Origin of the sequence: Streptomyces sp. CBMA123, from assembly GCF_014596465.1 — a bacterium.
Classification (GTDB): Bacteria; Actinomycetota; Actinomycetes; order Streptomycetales; family Streptomycetaceae; genus Kitasatospora.
In genome coordinates this window covers 20280-39527 of record NZ_MECK01000614.1, presented here as the reverse complement: position 1 = coordinate 39527, position 19248 = coordinate 20280, and the positions used below count along the sequence as shown (strand labels likewise).

The 19248-nt window shown below is 72.5% G+C and carries 17 protein-coding genes; 4 read left to right on the top strand and 13 right to left on the bottom strand.

The genetic code is table 11. The features are described from left to right. Window positions 1-270 (bottom strand): dihydrodipicolinate synthase family protein (locus BG452_RS40150; RefSeq protein ID WP_223243431.1); only part of this gene is annotated, 270 nt, incomplete at its 3' end. A gap of 72 nt (window positions 271-342) precedes the next feature. Between BG452_RS40150 and BG452_RS40145 the strand changes: the two genes are divergently transcribed. Continuing rightward, entirely contained in the window at window positions 343-1230 is an 888-nt protein-coding gene (locus tag BG452_RS40145; protein ID WP_188309291.1) for a LysR family transcriptional regulator, read from the top strand. Between the two features lie 60 nt (window positions 1231-1290). Here the strand turns inward: BG452_RS40145 and dnaE are convergent, their stop codons facing one another. From dnaE to BG452_RS40125, 4 genes are all read right to left on the bottom strand, one after another. Continuing rightward, window positions 1291-4824, bottom strand: a complete 3534-nt coding sequence (dnaE, locus tag BG452_RS40140) for a DNA polymerase III subunit alpha (RefSeq protein ID WP_188309290.1) — start codon at window positions 4822-4824, stop codon at window positions 1291-1293. Window positions 4825-5006: 182 nt separating this feature from the next. Then, a complete protein-coding gene (locus tag BG452_RS40135) occupies window positions 5007-5909 on the bottom strand; it encodes a hypothetical protein (protein WP_188309289.1) in 903 nt (300 codons plus the stop codon). A 271-nt stretch (window positions 5910-6180) separates the two neighbouring features. Further along, entirely contained in the window at window positions 6181-6618 is a 438-nt protein-coding gene (locus tag BG452_RS40130; protein WP_188309288.1) for a nucleoside deaminase, read from the bottom strand. After that, complete coding sequence (locus tag BG452_RS40125; protein ID WP_188309287.1) at window positions 6615-7430, bottom strand: LLM class flavin-dependent oxidoreductase; 816 nt, start codon at window positions 7428-7430, stop codon at window positions 6615-6617. Before BG452_RS40125 ends, BG452_RS40130 begins: the two co-directional genes overlap by 4 nt. 93 nt (window positions 7431-7523) lie before the next feature. Here BG452_RS40125 and BG452_RS40120 point away from each other — a divergent pair, with 93 nt between their 5' ends. Continuing rightward, window positions 7524-7970 (top strand): Lrp/AsnC family transcriptional regulator, encoded by a 447-nt coding sequence (locus BG452_RS40120; protein ID WP_188309286.1) that lies wholly within the window; start codon window positions 7524-7526, stop codon window positions 7968-7970. A 219-nt stretch (window positions 7971-8189) separates the two neighbouring features. On the opposite strand, the gene BG452_RS40115 is transcribed toward BG452_RS40120, so the two are convergent. Both BG452_RS40115 and BG452_RS40110 read right to left on the bottom strand, forming a co-directional pair. Further along, window positions 8190-8768 carry a dienelactone hydrolase family protein gene (locus tag BG452_RS40115; RefSeq protein WP_188309285.1) on the bottom strand — a complete coding sequence of 193 codons (579 nt, stop codon included), beginning with the start codon at window positions 8766-8768 and terminating at the stop codon, window positions 8190-8192. Window positions 8769-8920: 152 nt separating this feature from the next. Beyond that, entirely contained in the window at window positions 8921-9298 is a 378-nt protein-coding gene (locus tag BG452_RS40110) for an ArsR/SmtB family transcription factor (protein WP_188309284.1), read from the bottom strand. Between the two features lie 160 nt (window positions 9299-9458). Here BG452_RS40110 and BG452_RS40105 point away from each other — a divergent pair, with 160 nt between their 5' ends. Both BG452_RS40105 and BG452_RS40100 read left to right on the top strand, forming a co-directional pair. Continuing rightward, the gene (locus BG452_RS40105) at window positions 9459-10703 is read left to right on the top strand and encodes an MFS transporter (protein WP_188309283.1); all 1245 of its coding nucleotides are present in this window, start codon (window positions 9459-9461) and stop codon (window positions 10701-10703) included. Between the two features lie 290 nt (window positions 10704-10993). Next, a complete protein-coding gene (locus BG452_RS40100; protein ID WP_188309282.1) occupies window positions 10994-11689 on the top strand; it encodes a TetR/AcrR family transcriptional regulator in 696 nt (231 codons plus the stop codon). Between the two features lie 38 nt (window positions 11690-11727). Here the strand turns inward: BG452_RS40100 and BG452_RS40095 are convergent, their stop codons facing one another. The 6 genes from BG452_RS40095 to BG452_RS40070 form a co-directional block, all read right to left on the bottom strand. After that, entirely contained in the window at window positions 11728-12531 is an 804-nt protein-coding gene (locus BG452_RS40095) for an ABC transporter permease (RefSeq protein WP_223243436.1), read from the bottom strand. 122 nt (window positions 12532-12653) lie between these two features. Then, window positions 12654-15482 (bottom strand): alpha/beta fold hydrolase, encoded by a 2829-nt coding sequence (locus BG452_RS40090; RefSeq protein WP_188309281.1) that lies wholly within the window; start codon window positions 15480-15482, stop codon window positions 12654-12656. Window positions 15483-15972: 490 nt separating this feature from the next. Next, a complete protein-coding gene (locus BG452_RS40085; RefSeq protein WP_188309280.1) occupies window positions 15973-16434 on the bottom strand; it encodes a GNAT family N-acetyltransferase in 462 nt (153 codons plus the stop codon). Window position 16435: 1 nt separating this feature from the next. After that, on the bottom strand, window positions 16436-17374 hold the full coding sequence (locus tag BG452_RS40080) for an RluA family pseudouridine synthase (protein ID WP_188309279.1): 939 nt from the start codon (window positions 17372-17374) through the stop codon (window positions 16436-16438). A gap of 77 nt (window positions 17375-17451) precedes the next feature. Further along, window positions 17452-18135, bottom strand: coding sequence for a signal peptidase II (gene lspA, locus BG452_RS46620; protein ID WP_317621452.1), 684 nt, complete (start codon window positions 18133-18135; stop codon window positions 17452-17454). A 144-nt stretch (window positions 18136-18279) separates the two neighbouring features. Further along, on the bottom strand, window positions 18280-18828 hold the full coding sequence (locus BG452_RS40070) for a TraR/DksA family transcriptional regulator (RefSeq protein WP_188309278.1): 549 nt from the start codon (window positions 18826-18828) through the stop codon (window positions 18280-18282). Between the last annotated feature and the right edge of the window lie 420 nt (window positions 18829-19248).

The window sequence follows — 19248 nt, the reverse complement described above, 5'->3', positions numbered from 1 at the left end:
CCGGGTGTCGCCACCGGAGGCGCCGACCGTCAGCTGCGCCCCGCGCGCGGCGCAGGCGGACGCGGCGACGTCGACGACCGCGTCCCGCTCCTCGGCGGTCAGCGCGGCGGGCTCGCCGGTGGTGCCGAGCGCGACCAGGCCGGCCACCCCGGCGTCCAGGACCTCGAGTGCGAGCTTCTCCAGCGCGTCGAGGGCGACGGAGCCGTCGGCGGCGAAGGGGGTGATCAGGGGGACGTGGATGCCCTTGGCTTCCATGCTCGTGAGTGGCATGGCAACGATCCTGCGGCCCGCCGATAGCCCAGGTCCAGTTCACATTTCCGAAGCTTCTCGTAAGCTGAGCCGATGCTCGACGTCCGACGCCTGCGCCTGCTGCGCGAACTCGCCCACCTCGGCACCATCGCGGCCGTCGCCGAGGCGCTGTCCTTCAGCCCCTCGGCGGTGTCCCAGCAGCTGTCCGTCCTGGAGAAGGAGGCCGGCGTCCCGCTGCTGGAGCGCACCGGCCGGCGGGTCACCCTCACCCCGGCCGGGCTGGGCCTGGTCCGCCACGCCGAGGCCGTGCTCGCCCTGCTGGAACAGGCCGGCGCCGAACTCGCCCACGCCAAGCGGGGGTTGGCCGGGCCGCTGCGGATCGGCACCTACCCCTCGGCGGCCCGCGCGATCATCCCGGCGGTGCTCGCCGGCCTCGCCGCCTGGCACCCGGGGCTGGAACCGATGGTCACCGAGGTGGATCCGGCCGCCGTCGGCGCGGCGCTGCGCGCGGGCGAGCTGGACGTGGCGCTGGTCCACGAGTACGACCTCGTCCCGGCCGACCCCGAACCGGGCCTCGCCGTCACCCGCCCGGTCTTCACCGAACCGATGTACCTGGCCGCCCGCACCCCGGGGGTGCTCGCCGAGCAGAGCGGCGCGCCGTGGATCCTGTCCCCGCCCGGCACGCTCTGCCACACCATGGCCGTCCGCGCCTGCGAGGCGGCGGGGTTCGCGCCCCGGGTCCGGCACCAGATCGACGACTTCACCACGGTGCTCTCGCTGGTGGCCGCGGGCCAGGGCGTGGCGCTGGTCCCCCACCTGGGCACCGCCGGGCCGCCGCCCGGCGTCGTCCTCACCCGGCTGCCGATGTACCGCCGCACCCGCGCCGCGTTCCGGGCCGGCGCGGGCTCCCACCCGGCCATCTCGGCCTTCGTCTCGGCCCTGCACACGGCGGTCCCGCCGGGGCTGGGCAGCGGGGCCTGAGCACGCGGAAGGGCCCGGGGCGGCACACCCCGGGCCCCCGTCGGGACGGCTGACCGGCGGCTAACCCGCCAGGCAGCTCGGCCCGAGCAGCTGCTTGAGGTCCCCGAACAGCGCCGGGTCCGACTTCACCCGGTGCCGGTCCAGCCGCAGCACCGTGGTCTTGGTGCGGCTCTCCAGCCGCACCCGCACCTCGGTGGTGCCCTTGTGGTGGGTCAGCACCTCGCTGAGCCGGGCGATCAGCGGCGGGGTGACCTTCCCGCTCGGGATGTTGATGACGATCGGCGCCTCGGCGTGGGCGTTCGAGAGGTCCGGGATGGACAGCTCCATGCCCATCAGCCGCGGCACGTCCTCCCGCTTGTCCAGCTTGCCGCGCACGAACACCACGGCGTCCTCGACCAGTTGGGAGGAGACCAGCTGGTAGCTCGCCGGGAAGAACATGCAGTCGATCGAGCCCGCGAGGTCCTCGACGGTCGCGATCGCCCAGGCGTTGCCCTGCTTGGTCATCTTCCGCTGGAGGCCCGAGATGATGCCGCCGATGGTGACGATGCTGCCGTCCGGCCGCTCCGCGAGGTCCGCCACCGCGCAGTCCGACTTGTCGGCGAGCACGTGCTCGATGCCGTGCAGCGGGTGGGAGGAGACGTACAGGCCGAGCATCTCCCGCTCCTGGGTGAGCAGGAAGGACTTCTCCCACTCCTCCTCGGAGAACACGACGTCCAGCCCGAAGCTCGGCTCGTCCGAGGTGGTGTCGCCGCCGAAGAGGTCGAACTGCCCCTCGGCCTCCTTGCGCTTCACCCCGACGACGTTGTCGATCATCGGCTCGAACTGCGCGCTCAGGCCCTTGCGGGTGTGCCCGAGCGAGTCGAACGCCCCGGCCTTGATCAGCGATTCGACGGTCCGCTTGTTGCAGACCACCGACTCCACCTTCTCCAGGAAGTCCGGGAAGGAGGCGAACTTCCCCTTCGCCTTCCGGGTGCGGATCATCGACTCGACCACCGGCCCGCCGACGTTGCGGATGGCCGTCAGACCGAACCGGACGGTCTCGCTGCCGTGCGGCGTGAAGTCCGAGTCCGACTCGTTGACGTCCGGCGGCAGCACCTGGATGCCCATCTTGCGGCACTCGTTGAGGTAGACCGCCGACTTGTCCTTGTCGTCCCTGACGGAGGTCAGCAGGCCGGACATGTACTCGGCCGGGTAGTTGGCCTTGAGGTACGCCGTCCAGTACGAGACCAGCCCGTACCCGGCGGTGTGCGCCTTGTTGAACGCGTAGCCGGAGAAGGGGACGAGGACGTCCCACACCGCCTGGATGGCCGCGTCGGAGTAGCCGCGCTCGCGGCAGCCCTTCTGGAAGGGCACGAACTCCGCCTCCAGGATCTCCTTCTTCTTCTTGCCCATCGCTCGGCGCAGCAGGTCGGCCTGGCCGAGCGAGTAGCCGGCCAGGATCTGCGCGGCCTTCTGCACCTGCTCCTGGTAGACGATCAGGCCGTAGGTGGGCCGGAGCACCTCCTCCAGGGGCTTCTCCAGCTCCGGGTGGATCGGGGTGATCTCCTGCTGCCCGTTCTTGCGCAGCGCGTAGTTGGTGTGCGAGTTGACGCCCATCGGGCCCGGTCGGTACAGCGCCAGGACGGCGGAGATGTCCTCGAAGTTGTCGGGCTTCATCAGGCGCAGCAGCGAGCGCATCGGCCCGCCGTCGAGCTGGAAGACGCCGAGCGTGTCGCCGCGGGCGAGGAGTTCGTAGGTGGGCTTGTCGTCGAGCGGCAGCTCGAGCAGGTTGATCTTGACGCCCTTGTTCTTCTCGATCGCCTTGACGGCGTCGTCCATGATCGTCAGGTTGCGCAGGCCGAGGAAGTCCATCTTGAGGAGGCCGAGGCCCTCGCAAGTGGGGTAGTCGAACTGCGTGATGGTGACGCCGTCGGTGTGCCGGGTCCAGACCGGGATGTGGTCGGTCAGCGGCTCGGCGGACATGATGACGCCGGCGGCGTGCACACCGGGCTGACGGATCAGGCCCTCGATGCCGCGCGCGGTGTCGATCACCTTCCGCACGTCCGGGTCGTTCTCGTACAGCGCGCGGATCTCGCCCGCCTCGCTGTAGCGGGGGTGGCTGCTGTCCGTGATGCCGGACAGCGGGATGCCCTTGCCCATGACGTCCGGCGGCATCGCCTTGGTGATCCGGTCGCCCATCGCGTACGGGTAGCCGAGGACGCGCGAGGAGTCCTTGATGGCGGCCTTCGCCTTGATGGTGCCGTAGGTGACGATCATGGCGACCTTGTCGGATCCCCACTTCTCCGTCACGTAGCGGATCACGTCACCGCGCCGGCGCTCGTCGAAGTCGATGTCGACATCGGGCATCGAGATGCGCTCGGGGTTGAGGAAGCGCTCGAAGATCAGGCCGTGCGGGATGGGGTCGAGGTCGGTGATGCCCATCGCGTAGGCGACCAGCGAACCGGCCGCCGACCCACGGCCCGGGCCCACCGCGATGCCCTGGCTCTTCGCCCACATGATGAAGTCGGCGACCACGAGGAAGTACGCCGGGAACCCCATCTGGATGATGGTGTCCATCTCGTACTCGGCGAGCTTCTTGTGCTCCTCGTCGTACCCGCCCGGGAAGCGCCAGTCCATGCCCTCCCAGACCTTGGACTTGAAGAAGTCCGCCTCGGACTCGAAGCCCTCCGGGATCGGGAACCGGGGCATCAGGTTCCTGAACTTGAACATGCCCTCGGTGTCGACCCGGGAGGCGACCAGCAGCTGGCTGTTGCGGCAGCCCTCCTGCCAGGCGTCCGAGGAGTCCAGCGCGTACATCTCGGCGGCGGACTTGATGTAGTAGCCGGTGCCGTCGAAGCGGAAGCGGTCCGGGTCCGAGAGGTTCTTGCCGGTCTGCACGCAGAGCAGCAGGTCGTGGGCGCCGGCGTCGGCCTCGGTGGTGTAGTGCGAGTCGTTGGTGACCACCGGGGGGATGTTCAGCTTCCGGCTGATCTCCAGCAGCCCGTCGCGGACCCGCTTCTCGATGTCCAGGCCGTGGTCCATCAGCTCCAGGAAGTAGTTCTCCCTGCCGAAGATCTCCTGGTAGTCGGCGGCGGACTTCAGCGCCTCGTCGAACTGCCCGAGCCGCAGCCGGGTCTGCACCTCGCCGGACGGGCAGCCGGTGGTCGCCATCAGACCGCCGGACAGCTCCGAGATCAGCTCCTTGTCCATCCGGGGCCACTTCACCAGCCAGCCCTCGGAGTACGAGCGCGAGGTCAGCTTGAAGAGGTTGTGCAGGCCCTCCTTGTTCCGGGCCCAGATGGTCTTGTGGGTGTACGCGCCGGACGCCGAGACGTCGTCCCGCTTCTGGTGCGGCTGGCCCCACAGGATGCGCTTGGTGTTCGAACGGGACTCGGGAGCGACGTACGCCTCGATGCCGATCACCGGGGTGATCCCGGCGTCGGTCGCCTGCCGGTGGAACTCGGCGGCGCCGTACATGTTCCCGTGGTCGGTCATCGCGACATGGGTCTGGCCCAGCCGCTCGACCTCCTTGAACATCTGCTTCAGCCGGGCGGCACCGTCCAGCATCGAGTACTCGGTATGGACGTGCAGATGCGCGAACGGCTGGTCGCTCAAGGCGGGGCCTCCGGAGGCTCTGGTGCTGATCTGGTGGGCCGGCGAACGCTCGGGTCACAGGGGAGAAGCCCTGGAAATGAATGTGGCCCGGAACACCTCTCGGGGTCCGGACCATCACTCACGCGTTCACGCGTCCACTCTAGCCCTCTTCGAACAGCTCCCCCACGCTGTCGGAAGGCTCCCTAGGTCAGCCCGGCGAGTCGCTCCTCGGCGGCGTTCTTGACCCTCGACTCCTCGATCGGATCGTCCAGCAGGTACGCCAGCCGGGCCCGCACCTGGGCCGTGTCGGGGGCGTGCCGGGCCCCCAGCAGGCGGGCGTCCGCCTCGCAGTCCCAGAGCGACTCGGTGAAGGCCTGCTCCACGCCCGCCGACCCCAGCGCCGCCAGGGCCTCCAGGTACCCGGCCCGCTCGTACGAGTGCGGGGTGTACAGCCAGAACCGGCGCAGCAGCGACACCGCGCCGGCCGCCCCGGGGCCGAACCGGGCCAGCCCGCGGGCCGTCCGCACCGGGCCGCACCAGGTGCGGTCCACCCAGGCCCGCTCCAGCTCGGCGACCAGCGCCGGGACATCGGGCTCCTCGCCCCGCTCCGGCCCCACCAAGGCCTCGGGCTGCTCGACCTCCCGCGTCGGCTCGGACCCGTCCTCTTCGGACGACCGCTCCCGCACGACCTCCTCCAGGTCGCCCCACCACTCCCACGGCCAGGCCTCGGCCACCCACTCCAGGACGTTCAGCCAGTGCTCGCCCTCCCGGATGTACGCCCGCAGCGCCTCCCGGGCCTCGACCGAGCCGCCGAGCGCCAGCAGCTCCAACACCCGGGCCGCCCGCTCGCAGGCCTTCTCGCCCCCGGCCAGCAGCTCGACCACCGGCCCGAGCGGCAGCTCCAGGTCCCGGACCAGCCGGGCCAGGTACAGGTGCCGATCGTCGACGGTCGCATCCCAGCGCCACTCGTACCGGATGCACCCGTACACCAGCTCGGCCGCCGACGCGGGATCCTCCGCCGCCATCAGCGCCCCCAGCCCCCGGCCGCGCTGCAACAGCCCCGGAAGCGTCCCCGCCGGTGCGTACTCGTATCGCCGCTCTGCCATGACCCCCATCGTGCCGCACGGCGCAAGCACTCCGCTCTTGACCTCAAGTCGGCTTGAGGGACGAGGGTGATCCACATGACCGATGACACCGTCACCCTCCGGTGGAACCCCGCTGTACGTGATGTCCCGTACGGAGGACGGCCGCTGGCCGCTGCACGCCTGCCAGAACACCGGCGTGCAGGCGTCCCAGGCCGATCGCCGTGACACGCCCCGCGCGGGAAGTCGACCCCCGTCCGACTTCCCGCGCCGCCCGCCGGGCGCCCGCCTGCGCTCAACTCCCCTGGTAGTAGGCCTCGATCGGCACCCGCGCCGCCTCGAACAGCGCCGGCCCGTCCTCCGCCAGCACCGGCCACGCCCCCGACTCCGGGTTGAGCTCGACCAGTTGCTCGGTCGCGAGCGCGTACACGACCCGCCCGATCCCCGACCGGACCAGCGCCCCCGCGCACATCCCGCAGGGCTGGCAGCTGGTGTACATGGTCGTGCGGGCGGCGGTCTCGCCGTCCAGCTCCCGGGCCGCCCAGCGGGCGAGCTTCAGCTCCGGGTGGGCCGTGATGTCGTCGTCGCGCCGGACGGTGTTGTGCGCCTCGGCCAGCACCGCGCCGTCCGGCCCGGCCAGCAGCGAGCCGTACGGCGCGTCGCCGAGCTCCACCGCCCGCGCCGCGATCCCGATCGCGCGTCGCAGCAGCGCCTCGTCCGCAGTCGTGATCACGACGTCCTCCTCCACTCCTCGGCCACGACCGTCAGTGCCCGCCACGCGGTCTCGGGGTGGCGGGTCTCCTCCGGGTCGGCCTGGTACGGGTCCAGCACCACGGCCTCGGCGCCGAGTCCGCGCAGTGCCCGCAGGTCACCGATGACCTGTTCCAGGGCGCCGACCCCAGCGGGCCGTTCCGGGTCGTCCAGCGGCCGGTCGGTCAGCCGCAGCGCGATCCGCGGGGCGAACCCCGGCAGGGCGTGGCTTTCCAGCACGGACCGCATCCGCCCGAGCGTCAGCCGCAGCGGGTGCCAGGCGTCGCCGAACTCGGCGGCCCGCCGGAGCGCCGCCGCGCTGTGCCCGCCGACCCAGACCGGGGCGGCGGCGCCCTCCCCCTGCTGTCCCCAGGCCTCGCGGACCACGCCCAGGTACTCGTCGGTCAGCCGTCCCCGCGCGCCGAACGGCACTCCGAGCGCCTCGAACTCCTGCCGCGCCCAGCCGGCCCCGACGCCGAGCACGAACCGCCCGCCGCTGAGCCGGTGCAGGCTGCTCGCCATGCGCGCCACCAGCAGCGGGTTCCGGTACGGCAGCACCAGCACGGTGGTGCCCAGCCGCAGCCGCCCGTCGGTGACCCCGGCCAGCCAGGAGAGGGTCGCGAAGGGGTCGTAGAAGGGTTCGGGGTAGCGCTCGGAGACGTCCGCCGTCAGGGCGACGTGGTCCGAGACCATCAGCAGGTCGAACCCGAGGCCCTCCGCCACCCGTGCCCAGTCGCGCAGCATGCCGGGGTCGGTCCCGGGCCCGAAGTTCGGTACGTTGACGCCAAGTTGCATGCCACGAGGCTATTCCCGGGCGGATCCCGTACGGAACCCGATGCTCCCGGCAGAACCCCCACCCAGCCACGAATCCCCCGGTAATATCGCCGGATGGCCGCGAATCTCGACGACACCGACTGGGCGATCATCGACCAGCTCCAGCAGGAGGCCCGGATCTCGCTCAGCGAGCTGGGCCGCCGGGTCAACCTCAGCCCGTCCGCCACCACCGAGCGGGTGCGGAACCTGGAGTCGCTGGGCGTCATCACCGGGTACCATGCCACCGTCGACCTGGCCAAGGTCGGCTACCCGGTGCTCGCCGTGGTCCGGCTGAAGTACCCGGGCAACCGCCACCAGCCGCTGCACCTGCTGCTCGCCCAGCGCCGCGAGATCCTGGAGTGCCTGCGCACCACCGGCGACGACTGCTACACCCTCAAGGTGGCCGCGACCTCCATGGAGCACCTGGAGACCCTGGTGGACTCGCTCGCCGGCTTCGGTAGCACCACCACCAGCGTCGTCTACAGCCAGACCCTCCCCCGCCGCGGCCCGGCCCGCCCGTAGGCCCACCCGGAACCCGGACCGCTCGCGCTCCCCCCGATCACACTCCCCGATCGCCGCCGGCATGCGCCGGGATGCGTCCGTCGATCGTCCACCCGTCGAAGCAGAGTGCGCCGTCGCCGTCGAGCTCTGTCGACGACCCACCGTGCGGGCACGAAGTTCGGTCGTTCCCGGAGGCCATCCGTCCGACGCATCGTGCCCGCACGGCCCCGGGCCGGCCGGTCAGGCCTCCAGGTCGGCGAGGAAGTCCAGCGCCGCCGCCCAGGCCCGCTCGGCGGCGTCCGCGTCGTAGTCGTCCAGGTCCGGGTCGGTGAACAGGTGCCCGGCGCCCTGGTAGCGGTGCACCTCGACCTCCGCGCCCGCCCGCCGCATCCGCAGGTACCAGGCGTTCAGCCAGTCCTCCGGCTCGAACGGGTCCGGGTCCGCCATGTGCAGCTGCACCGGGATCGCGGTTGCCGCGTCCTCACGCAGGTCGGAGGTGCCGTGCAGGAGCAGCAGCCCGCGGGCCTTCTCGTCGGCCAGCGCCAGGTTCTGTGCGATGGCGCCGCCGAGCGAGAACCCGGCGTACACCAGCCCGCCCTCGGAGAGCGGGGCGGAGGCGGCCACCGCGCGGCGCAGCAGCTCGTCCCCGCCGCCGGTCTCCTCCTGGTAGGCCTGCGAGGCCTCGTTGTCGTCGAAGGTGCGCCCCTCGAAGAGATCCGGGGTGTGCACGGTGTGCCCGGCGGCGCGCAGCCGGTCGGCGGCGGCCTGGACGGCCGGGCGCGGGCCGTAGGCGGAGTGGAAGAGGACGATCTGGGCCACGGTTCGGGGTCCTTCGGCAAACGAGATCAGGGATACCCACCCATGATCCCGCACCCGCCGCCAAAGCCCCCGCCATAGCCCCCCGCCACCCCCCGGCCGCCGAACCCCGCCCTCGGCCCCGACCCCGGCCGCCGGCCCCGACCCGGCCCCGGTCAGGCCTGCGGTGTCCAGGCCGCCACCAGCGCGAGGAGCCCGGGGAAGCGCGCGTCGAGGTCCTCGACCCGTACCTGGCTGCGCCGCTCCAGCCCGTACTGGCGCTGGCGCGTGATCCCCGCCTCGCGCAGCGCCTTGAAGTGGTGGGTGAGCGAGGACTTGGGCCGGTCGAGGCCGAACCAGCCGCAGGTGTGGTCGAAGTCCTCGGATTCCAGCAGGAGTTTGCGGACGATCGTCAGCCGCAGCGGGTCGCTGAGCGCGCCCAGCACGGTTTCCAGGCGCAGTTCGTCGATGCCCGGTTCGGGCAGCGGTTCGGGCAGGTCGGACGGCGCGGGAAGGATCTTGACGGCGGGCGCACCGGTCGTGGTCGCGGGCATGGGCGGCTCCTCAACTCCTCGTGGCGTCACATGACTTCAGCGCTTCGCGGCGATGCGACGCGACTTCGATTCTCAGTACGACTCCGATCGTACTGCATGCTAAGTTCGACTCGACTCGTACTGTCGCGGAGTCCGCGGCACACCTCGGGAGGGAACAGTCATGCCCGTCACCCGGACCACCCCCGTCCAGACCGCCACCCCCGGGCCGGCGGCCCGGGCCGCCGCCACCCCCCTGTGGTGGATCTGGCTGGCCGCCTGGCCCGTCACCGCGGTCTTCGTGCTGTCCAACGCCGCCACCCCGCTGTATGTGCTGTGGCAGCACGACATCGGCTTCTCCAAGGGCACCCTGACCGTGGTGTTCGCCTGCTACATCGTCGGCCTGATCGGCTCACTGCTGGTCTCCGGCGTGCTCTCGGACCGGGTCGGCCGCAAACCGGTCCTGCTGCCCGCCCTGGCACTCGGCCTCGCCGCCTGCCTGATCTTCGGGACGGCCACCAGCGTCGCCGCACTGATCGTGGCGCGGCTGTTCACCGGCATCGCGGTCGGCGCCGTCGTCTCGGCCGGCATGGCCGCGGTCACCGATGTCGCCGGGCCCGAGCGCAAGCGGACCGCCGCCCTACTGGCGTCCTGCGCGATGGTCTTCGGCGCCGGACTCGGCCCACTGCTCGCCGGGGCACTCTCCGAACTGGCGCCCGCGCCGACCGGCACCGTCTTCGCGGTCGAGGCCGTGGTCCTGGCCAGCGCGGTGCTGGTGGTGCTGCGGATGCCGGTGCACCGCCCCGAGGCGCGCGCCGCCGGCTCCTGGATCCGGGTGCCCGCCGTGCCGCGCGGCAGCGGCCGCCAACTCGTCCTCGGCATCGCGGTGTTCGCGCCCGGCATCACCGCGACCTCGTTCGTGCTCTCGCTCGGCCCCTCGCTGCTGTCCGGCCTGCTCGGCACCACCGACCGGATCGTGGCCGGCGCGATGGCCTTCGTGATGTTCCTCGCCGCGACCGGGGTGCAGTTCGCCGTCCAGCGGCTGCGCCGCCGCACCATCCTGACGGCGGGCGCGACGGCCACCGCGCTGAGCATGGCCACCCTGATCGCCGCCGTGCACACCGAGGCGGTGGCGGTGCTCGTCCTCGCCGCCCTGCTGGCGGGCGCCGGCCAGGGCATGGGCCAGCTCGGCGGACTGTCGCTGCTCAACGCCGGCATCCCGCCGCAGCGCCTCGCCGAGGCCAACGCCGCGCTCAACGTGGGCGGTTACCTCCCGGCCGGCCTGCTCCCCGTCTCGGCCGGCTACCTCAGCGACGCGGTGGGCCTGACCGACGGCGCGACGATCTTCGGCGCCGTCCTGCTGGCCCTGGCCGTCCTCGGCGGCCTGGTGGCCCTCAGCGCCAGGCGCGAGGTGACGGACCCGGCCTGACGGGCCGCCGGCAGGCCGGGGGGCGGTGCACTTCGGTGCACCGCCCCCCGGTCGCGTCGCGCCCCACCGCCGCGCCCGACGACCGCGCCCGACCGCCGCGCGCCGCCCCACGCCCTCTCGCGCCGCTCCGCGCCGTTCACATGTTCGTAAGATTCCTTCCTTTAGGAATGTTTCTGGGCCTCGATCCGACGAGCGAGGACAAGCGCACTCCCTCCGAGAACGAAAGCCTTGCAACAACATTCCATCCCGATGGTATGTATGAGCTGACGTCAACCACGGAGGGCAGGAACATGGCAAAGCAGGAACGGGCGCGCCGCACCCGGGAGAAGGTCCTGACGGCCGCGGCCGAGATCTTCGCCGCCCAGGGCTACGAGAGCACCACCCTGAACACGGTGGCCGACCGCATCGGCATGACCAAGGGCGCGCTCTACGGTCACTTCCCCTCGAAGGGATCCCTGGCCCGCGCCCTGATCGACGAGTCCCGGACGGTCTGGACCAGCCTGCGCGCCGAGTACGACACCCCGGGCGCCGACGCCGCCGAGGTACTCCGGGGCGTCGTGGTGGGCTTCGCCGACCGGCTGCGCTCGGACGTCCGGCTGCGGGCCGCCCTCCGGCTGGCGGCGGACTGTCCCAACCTGACCCAGGCCCCCGCCGACGTCCTCGCCGAGATGCACGTCGCCCTGACCGACCTGGTCCGCCGGGCCCAGCGCGACAGCGGCTTCCCCGACCACTGCCCGCCGCTGGTCGCCGAACTACTGCTGATCGTGATCCGGGGACTGCTGAACACCCGCACCGAGTGCGACGACAGCACCCGCGCCCCCGGCGGGGAGCCCCTGTGGCGGCTCCTCTTCACGGCCCTGTCCGGCAGCACGACCCCGTCCACCGGCACGACCCCGTCCGCGGGCACGACGTTGTCCGGTAGTGCCGCCCACCCCGGCAGCCCCGCCCCGGCCGGGTGCACCGCCCCGAGCCCCGCCCACCCCTGAGCCCCCGCCCCCGATGCCCCGCTCCCGCTTCCACCCCGCTACGACACCACGTCCTTGCGCGCGAACCCGCGGAAGGCCAGGGCCAGCAGCACCACCGCGTACGACAGCGACAACGAGACCCCCTGCAGCATGCCGCCCCACTCCAGCTGCGGTTGCAGGGCGTCCGCCCAGGCGTACTGCCAGTGCGCCGGCAGCCATTCCCGCAGGCCCCCCAGCGCGGTGACGGCGTCCAGCACCCCGGTGATGATCGACAGGAACACCGCCCCGCCGACCGCCCCCAGCGGCGCGTCCGTCGCCGTCGACAGCCAGAACGCCAGCGCGGCGATCACCATTTCACTCAGGAACACGAACGCCACCGCGATCGCGATCCGGGGCAGCGCCTCCCCGGCCGGCAGGCTGGCCCCGGCGGGCAGCTTGAGGTCCCCCCACCCGTACGCCAGGGTCCCCACGACCAGCCCGATCGCGGGCAGCATCACGACCGCGACCGCCGAGAACGCCAGCCCGACCACGAACTTGCGGGCCAGCAGCCGCGCCCGTGGCACCGGCGCGGCCAGCAGGTAACGCAGCGAGGACCAGCTGGCCTCCGAGGCCACGGTGTCCCCGCAGAACAGCGCGACGGGGATCACCAGCATGAAGCCGGTGCCCACGAACAGCATGGTGACGGCGAAGTTGGCACCCGAGGCGGTGGCCAGGTCGATGAAGGTGGTCCGGTCGGGGCGCCCGGGGGTGCCGCCGAGCTGGAACGCCGCCAGGATGACGAACGGCATGGCGGCCAGCACCGCACCGATCACCAGCGTGCGACGCCGGCGCAGCTGCCGCATCGCCTCCACCCGCAACGGCAGGGTCCGGCGCGCCCGGTACCCCTCCGCGTGGTCCGCAGAGACGTGGTCCGCGGAGACGTGGTCCGCAGAGACGTGGCCCGCCGCGGCGCGCTCGCCCGGGCCGGGGTCCGTGGAAACGGCACTCACGCCGCACCTCCGATCAACGACAGGAACGCGTCCTCCAGGCGCCGCTGCGGTCCGGCGCTCTCCACCGGCACCCCCAGCCGCACCAGCTCCACCAGCAGTTCGCTCGCCGGCAGCCCGTCCAGCCGGACCAGCAGCCCGCCCTCGACGGCCTCCGCCGAGCCGACCCCGGCCAGCACGCCGACCTTCTCGACGACCGACTCCGGGTCGCCGTGCGCGGCCACGCCGATCAGCAGCAGCTCGCCGGCGCCGACGATCTCGCCGACCGGCCCGGCCGTGACCAGCCGCCCGCGGTCCATCACCACCAGGTCCGTACAGCTCTGCTCGACCTCGGCCAGCAGGTGGCTGGACACGATGACGGTCCGGCCGGCGGCCGCGTACCGGATCATCACCTCGCGCATCTCGCGGATCTGCGGCGGGTCCAGTCCGTTGGTCGGCTCGTCCAGGATCAGCAGGTCCGGCATCCCGAGCATCGCCTGGGCGATGGCGAGCCGCTGCCGCATGCCCTGTGAGTACGTCCGCACCGCGCGGTCCAGCGCCTCGCCGAGCCCGGCGATCGCGAGCGCCTCGTCGAAGCGCGCGTCGGCCTCCGGCCGCCCGGTGGCCTGCCAGTACAGCCGCAGGTTGGCGCGCCCGGTGAGGTGCGGCAGGAAGCCCGCGCCCTCGACGAACGCCCCGACCCGCGAGAGCACCGGCGCCCCGGGGCGGATCAGGTGCCCGAAGACCCTGATCTCCCCGGCGTCCGGCCGGATCAGGCCCATCAGCATGCGCAGCGTGGTGGTCTTGCCCGCGCCGTTCGGCCCGAGCAGGCCGAGCACCTGGCCCCGCTCCACCCGGAAGCCCAACTCCCTTACGGCGTAACGGTCCTGGGAGCCCTTGTAGCGCTTGCTCAGCCCGCTGATGACCAGCGGCACCCCGGCCAGTGCCGGATCGAACGCGGGCCCCGCCAAGCCGCCCACCGCCGCACCACGTCGCAGCCGCCGCCGTACCAACGGCAGCAGCACCAGCCCGGCGGCCACCACCACGGCGCCCACCGGCAGCATCCAGGTCCGCGCGGGCAGCGGCGCCGCCTCCGTGACCAGCTCTGCGACGGTCGGCGCGGTGAGCGCCCCGGCCACCGCCACCCGGTAGGTGGCCGGGTCGGCCGGCGAGGCGTACGCCAGGTCGGTGGTGGCCAGCACCAGCCGCAGCCGGTGCCCGGCCGGGAAGTCGTGGTCCACGGCGGGCAGCCGTACGGTCACCGTCCGCCCCGCGTCGGCGCCCGTGACCCGCAGCGGAGCGGCGAGCTGCTGCGGCAGCACGGCCTTGCCGTCCGGCCCGACGTCGTACAGCTTCGCGAACAGCACCGCGTCCGGCCGGTCCGCCGTCACCCGCACCGGTACGGTCGGCTGTCCGGTGAGGTGCAGCGGCTTGTCCAGCGGCGCCGATTCGAAGGCGGCGTTCTGTCCGGGGAAGTCCAGCGAGAGCCCGGCCCCGAGCGAGGCCGCCTGGCTCAGCGCGCCGATGCCGGGCAGCGTCGAGATCCCCGGCGGCGCCCCGCCGGGCGGATTGGCGACGGCCTGCTCCCCGCCGGCCAGCTCGATCGAGCGGGTGGCCGTCCCCCCGAGCCCCGGGTACCGGTCGGCGTCGGCGCCGCGCAGCACGGCCTGGAAGCCGGTCGAGTCCACGCCGCCGGTCCGGGTCACCCGGAACTGCGGCCCGGTGTCGTCGCCGCGCCCCCGCAGGCCGCGATTCTTCAGGAAGTGGTCGAACCAGGCGGTCACCCGGTCGTCCACCCGGGCGCTGGTGTCCGTCCCGCCGTCGTGCCCGCCCGCGAACCAGTCCACCGAGACGGGCGCGCCGTTGGCCGCGACCGCCCGGGCGATCTGGTCGCCCTGGTCGAGCGGGAACAGCGAGTCCTGCTGCCCCTGCACCACCAGGGTGGGCGCCTTGAGCTGCGCCGCCACCGAGGACGGGCTCGACCGGTCCAGCAGCGCGACGGCCTCCGGGTCGGCGTGCCCGGCGGTCGCGACCCGGTCGTACATCTGGCAGAGCGAGTCCAGGAACCGACCGCAGCCGACCTGCCCGTCGGCCGGGGCGGCATCCGGCTTGGTCCCGTTGCGCGGCGCACCGCCCGAGGGCCCGAGACCGCCCGCCGAACCAGGGGCGGCCGAGCCGGTGGTGAAGAAGATCCCGGCCCACAGCTTCTTGAACACGCCGTCCGCCGCGCCCGAGCCCTCCACTCCCTGCGGGAACAGCGCGTCGGCCAGGTTCCACCAGGTGATCTGGGTGGCCACCGCGTCGATCCGGTGGTCGTACGCCGAGGCCAGCAGCGAGATCGCCCCGCCGTACGAGGCGCCGGTGATCCCGACCCGGGGGTCGCCGGGGCCGTCGAGCTGCACCTCGGGCCGCTGAGCCAGCCAGTCCACCAGGTGCTTGACGTCCTCGACCTCGCGGTCGGGCGCGTTCAGCCCGATCTTCCCGCCCGAGTGCCCGAAGCCGCGCGCCGACCAGGTCAGTACCGCGTAGCCCTGCCGGGCCAGCTGCTGGGCGCGGTCCCGCTCGCCCTCCTTGGAGCCGCCGAAGCCGTGCGCGAGCAGGACGGCCGGGCGCGGGCTGGTGCCGGTGGTGAAGAACGAGGTGTCCAGTCGGACCTGCTCGGGGCTCCCGGGCGTCTCCGGCATGCCGAGGAAACGATCCTCTTGATGGACCGCCTGCTCACCGTCGGACGCCACCGCCACTGTGCCGACCCCGGCCACCGCCACCAGGGCCACCACCCCGGCCAGCAGCCTGCGCCGCACCGACGTGCCCCGGCCGCGCCATCGACGCCATGCCCCACCGAACTCCATGGGGGCAGATCGTATCCGCCGCACGGGTAGGTGTCCGATAAAGCCATCACCCCTTTTCACCCGTTTCAGCCCGCTAAGCGCCGGTATCGTACGGCTCACCCGCCTCTCCCACCCCGAGAAGGTCTCCCGTGCCCTGGCCGCTGATCACCGTGCTCGCCACCGTCGCCGCCACCCTCGCGGTCGGCTGGATCGTCGACCAGGCCCTCCAGCGGATCAGCGCGGGCCACCCCGGGGCACCGGTCTGGGCGCTGCTCCGCCGCTGCCGGATCCCCCTCCAACTCGCCGTCGCGTCAGCCCTGTTGCTCGCCGCCGACCCACTCAGGCGGATCTTCCACCTGCCCGACGACGAGCCTCCGCACCACCGACAGCTGACCCCCGCGCCCGCGCCCCAACAAGAATCCCCGCGCCCCGACAGGGGGCGCGGGGAACCGCGCGAGCGGAAGGCCGAGACCCGCACCGACCTCCGACCGCGAAAAAACCCTACGAACCGCTACAGAAGCCTCGTCATCGTCCGATGCGGAATCCCGGCATCGTCATACACCGGCCCCTCCGCCACGTACCCCAGCCGCTCGTAGAACCCGAGCGCCTGCACCTGCGCGTGCAGCTCGACCTCGACGGCCCCGCGCTCGCGCCCCGCCGCCTCGATCGCCCGGACCAGCTCGACCCCGAGCCCGGTCCCCCGAGCCGCCGCGACGACGGCGAGCCGCCCGAGCAGCACCCGTCCCTCGGCGCCCCCGGTCAGCTTCAGCGCCTGGTCACCGAAGATCAGCCGCCCGGTCCCGAGCCCCGCGCCGTCCGTGCCCACGGCCAGCACGTGTACCGAGGTCGCGTCGTACTCGTCGTACTCCAGCTCCTCGGGCACGTTCTGCTCGACGACGAACACCTCGCGCCGGACGGCCCGCACCAGCTCCAGGTCGGCGTCGCCCGAAGCGACCCGCACGGAGACGGCCATCTCAGCTCTCCGAGGCGATGATGTCGAGCGCCTTCTGCAGGTCCGCCGAGTACTCGCTGCTGAACTCGACCCACTGTCCGTCCGACGGGTGCTCGAAGCCGAGCGAGACGGCGTGCAGCCACTGCCGGGTGAGCCCGAGCCGCTTGGCGAGCGTCGGGTCGGCGCCGTACGTCAGGTCGCCGACGCAGGGGTGGCGCAGCGCGGACATGTGGACGCGGATCTGGTGGGTGCGGCCGGTCTCCAGCTTGATGGCCATCAGGGAGGCCGCCCGGTACGCCTCGATCAGGTCGTAGTGGGTGACGGACGGCTTGCCGTCGCGGGTCACCGCCCACTTCCAGTCCGAGCTGGGGTGCCGCCCGATGGGCGCGTCGACGGTGCCGCTCAGCGGGTCCGGGTGGCCCTGGACGAGCGTGTGGTAGCGCTTGTCGGTGATCCGGTCGTGGAACTGCCGCTTGAGGTCGGTGTAGGCCCGCTCGGACTTGGCGACGACCATCAGGCCCGAGGTGCCGACGTCCAGCCGGTGCACGATGCCCTGTCGCTCGGCCGCGCCGGAGGTGGAGATCCGGTAGCCGGCCGCGGCGAGCCCGCCGATGACGGTGGGGCCGGTCCAGCCGGGGCTCGGGTGTGCGGCGACGCCGACCGGCTTGTCGATCAGCACGATGTCGTCGTCGTCGTGGACGATCCGCATGCCCTCGACCGGCTCGGCCACGATCTGCACGGGGGCGGCGGGGGCGGGGATCTCGACCTCCAGCCAGGAGCCGGCGGTCACCCGGTCCGACTTGCCGGCCACGGCGCCGTCGAGCGTCACCTTGCCCTCGGCGGCCAGTTCGGCGGCCTTGGTCCGGGAGAAGCCGAACATCCGGGCGAGGGCGGCGTCGAGGCGCTCGCCCTCCAGGCCGTCGGGAACGGGGAGGCTTCGGATCTGCGCTGCGGTACTCACCCGTACGAGTATGCCGGAAACGCGCGGCGCCCCCTCCCCCCGCCGGGACCTGCCCGGTCCCGGCGGAGGGCGGCCCGCTACTTGTCGCCCTTCTCCGCCTGCTGGTGCACGGTCCCGTCCGGGTTGCTGCCGCGGAAGGAGAGCAGCACCACGAGGATGCCGCCGCAGACGATCGCCGAGTCCGCGAGGTTGAACACCGCGAAGTGCTGGACCGAGATGAAGTCCACGACGTGACCGCGGAAGACGCCCGGCGCGCGGAACAGCCGGTCGGTGAGGTTGCCGAGGGCGCCGCCGAGCAGCAGCCCGAGCGCGATCGCCCACGGGAGGCTGTACAGCCGGCGGGCGATCCGCCAGATCACCACGATGACGGCCGAGGCGATCATGGTGAACACGACGGTCAGCGCCTGCCCCATGCCGAAGGCCGCGCCGGAGTTGCGGATCACCTGGAAGGTGACGACGTCGCCGATCACCTTGATCGCCGCGTGGTTCTCCAGCTTGGCGACGACGAGCAGCTTGCTGGCCAGGTCGATCAGGAACGCGAGGACCGCGATGACCAGCAGCACCCCGACCCGGCGCCGGCCCTTGGGCGCGTCCATCGCCGTGGCCCCTCCCGCGGTGGCACCACTCGCGGGGACCGCCCCGTTCTCCGCGGAGCCCGCCCCGGAGGGCCCGGTGGGTTCGGCCACAACCGCCTCCGCGTCATCCGCGGGGTTCGGGACGGCGTCGTCCCGGGTCTGGGGGGAACCTTGCGTACTGATGATCCGCTCCGCTGCCGATGTGAGCCGATGAGGGCCTGAACGCGTCCGTACCGACGAGTCAGGCGACGTTACGGGGTCGAGCGTACGGCAAGCCCGACCCCCCGCGTCGCCCCGGTCGCCCGGCCCGGTCGCCCGGATGGCCCCCCGTCAGCGGCGTTCCTGCTTGGCCTTGCACTGCACGCAGAGCGTGGCCCGGGGGAAGGCCTGCATCCGGGCCTTGCCGATGGCCTGTCCGCAGGACTCGCAGGTGCCGAAGCCGACGCCCTCCAGGCGTTCCAGGGCGCGCTCGGTCTGGGCGAGGCTGTCCCGGGCGTTGTTGGCGAGGGCCAGTTCGCTCTCCCGCGAGATGTTCTTCGTACCGGCGTCCACCTGGTCGTCGCCGGCTCCGTCGTTGGAGTCGCGCATCAGCCCGGAGATGGCGGCCTCGGCGGCGTCGATCTCGCCGCGCAGCCGCTCCAGGTCGCTGATCAGTTCGTCGTGCAGCTCGTGGACCTCCTCGGAGGTCCAGGGATCCTCGCCCGGTCGGACCGGCAGGGTCGCCGGGTCGACCGACTCGGCTCCGCGCGGCACGGTGACGGTGTCGGTACTGGTGTTCTGAGGTGCGGTAGTGGTCACGGTCCCCTCCCCTGGGTCGGCCGCCACGGCCTTGCGTGCCCGCTTGGTGGCGGTACCCGCGCTGGTTGCCTTCTCAGCCATGGCTTCGACCCCATCTACGAACGAATCGAGCCGCCGGTTCCCGGCGGCTTCCAGTGCCGGAACGATAATCCCGATCAAAACCGGTCACAACCTGACATACCGACGCCTCACGATGATCCCACCCAGGCAGCCGCCCCGAGCGCCCCGCCCCGCGAGCTGAGAGACTTGTGCCCACCTCACCCCCGCCTAACCGCCCCCGCCGACCAGCCCGGACCACACCCCCGGACCGGCCTCCCCCGAAACCGTTTGGACAAACCGTCTCGCCCGGCCGATAGACTGACCCTGCAAGGCGCAGATGGGACGAGTACCGACGTACGCAGCCACCAGCGACCCGGGGACGGTGTGAGCCCGGGGGCGTGCACGACGGGAAGATCACCCCGGAGCCGCCGGAAGAACGGTCACCGCGCAGCCCGCGGCGGC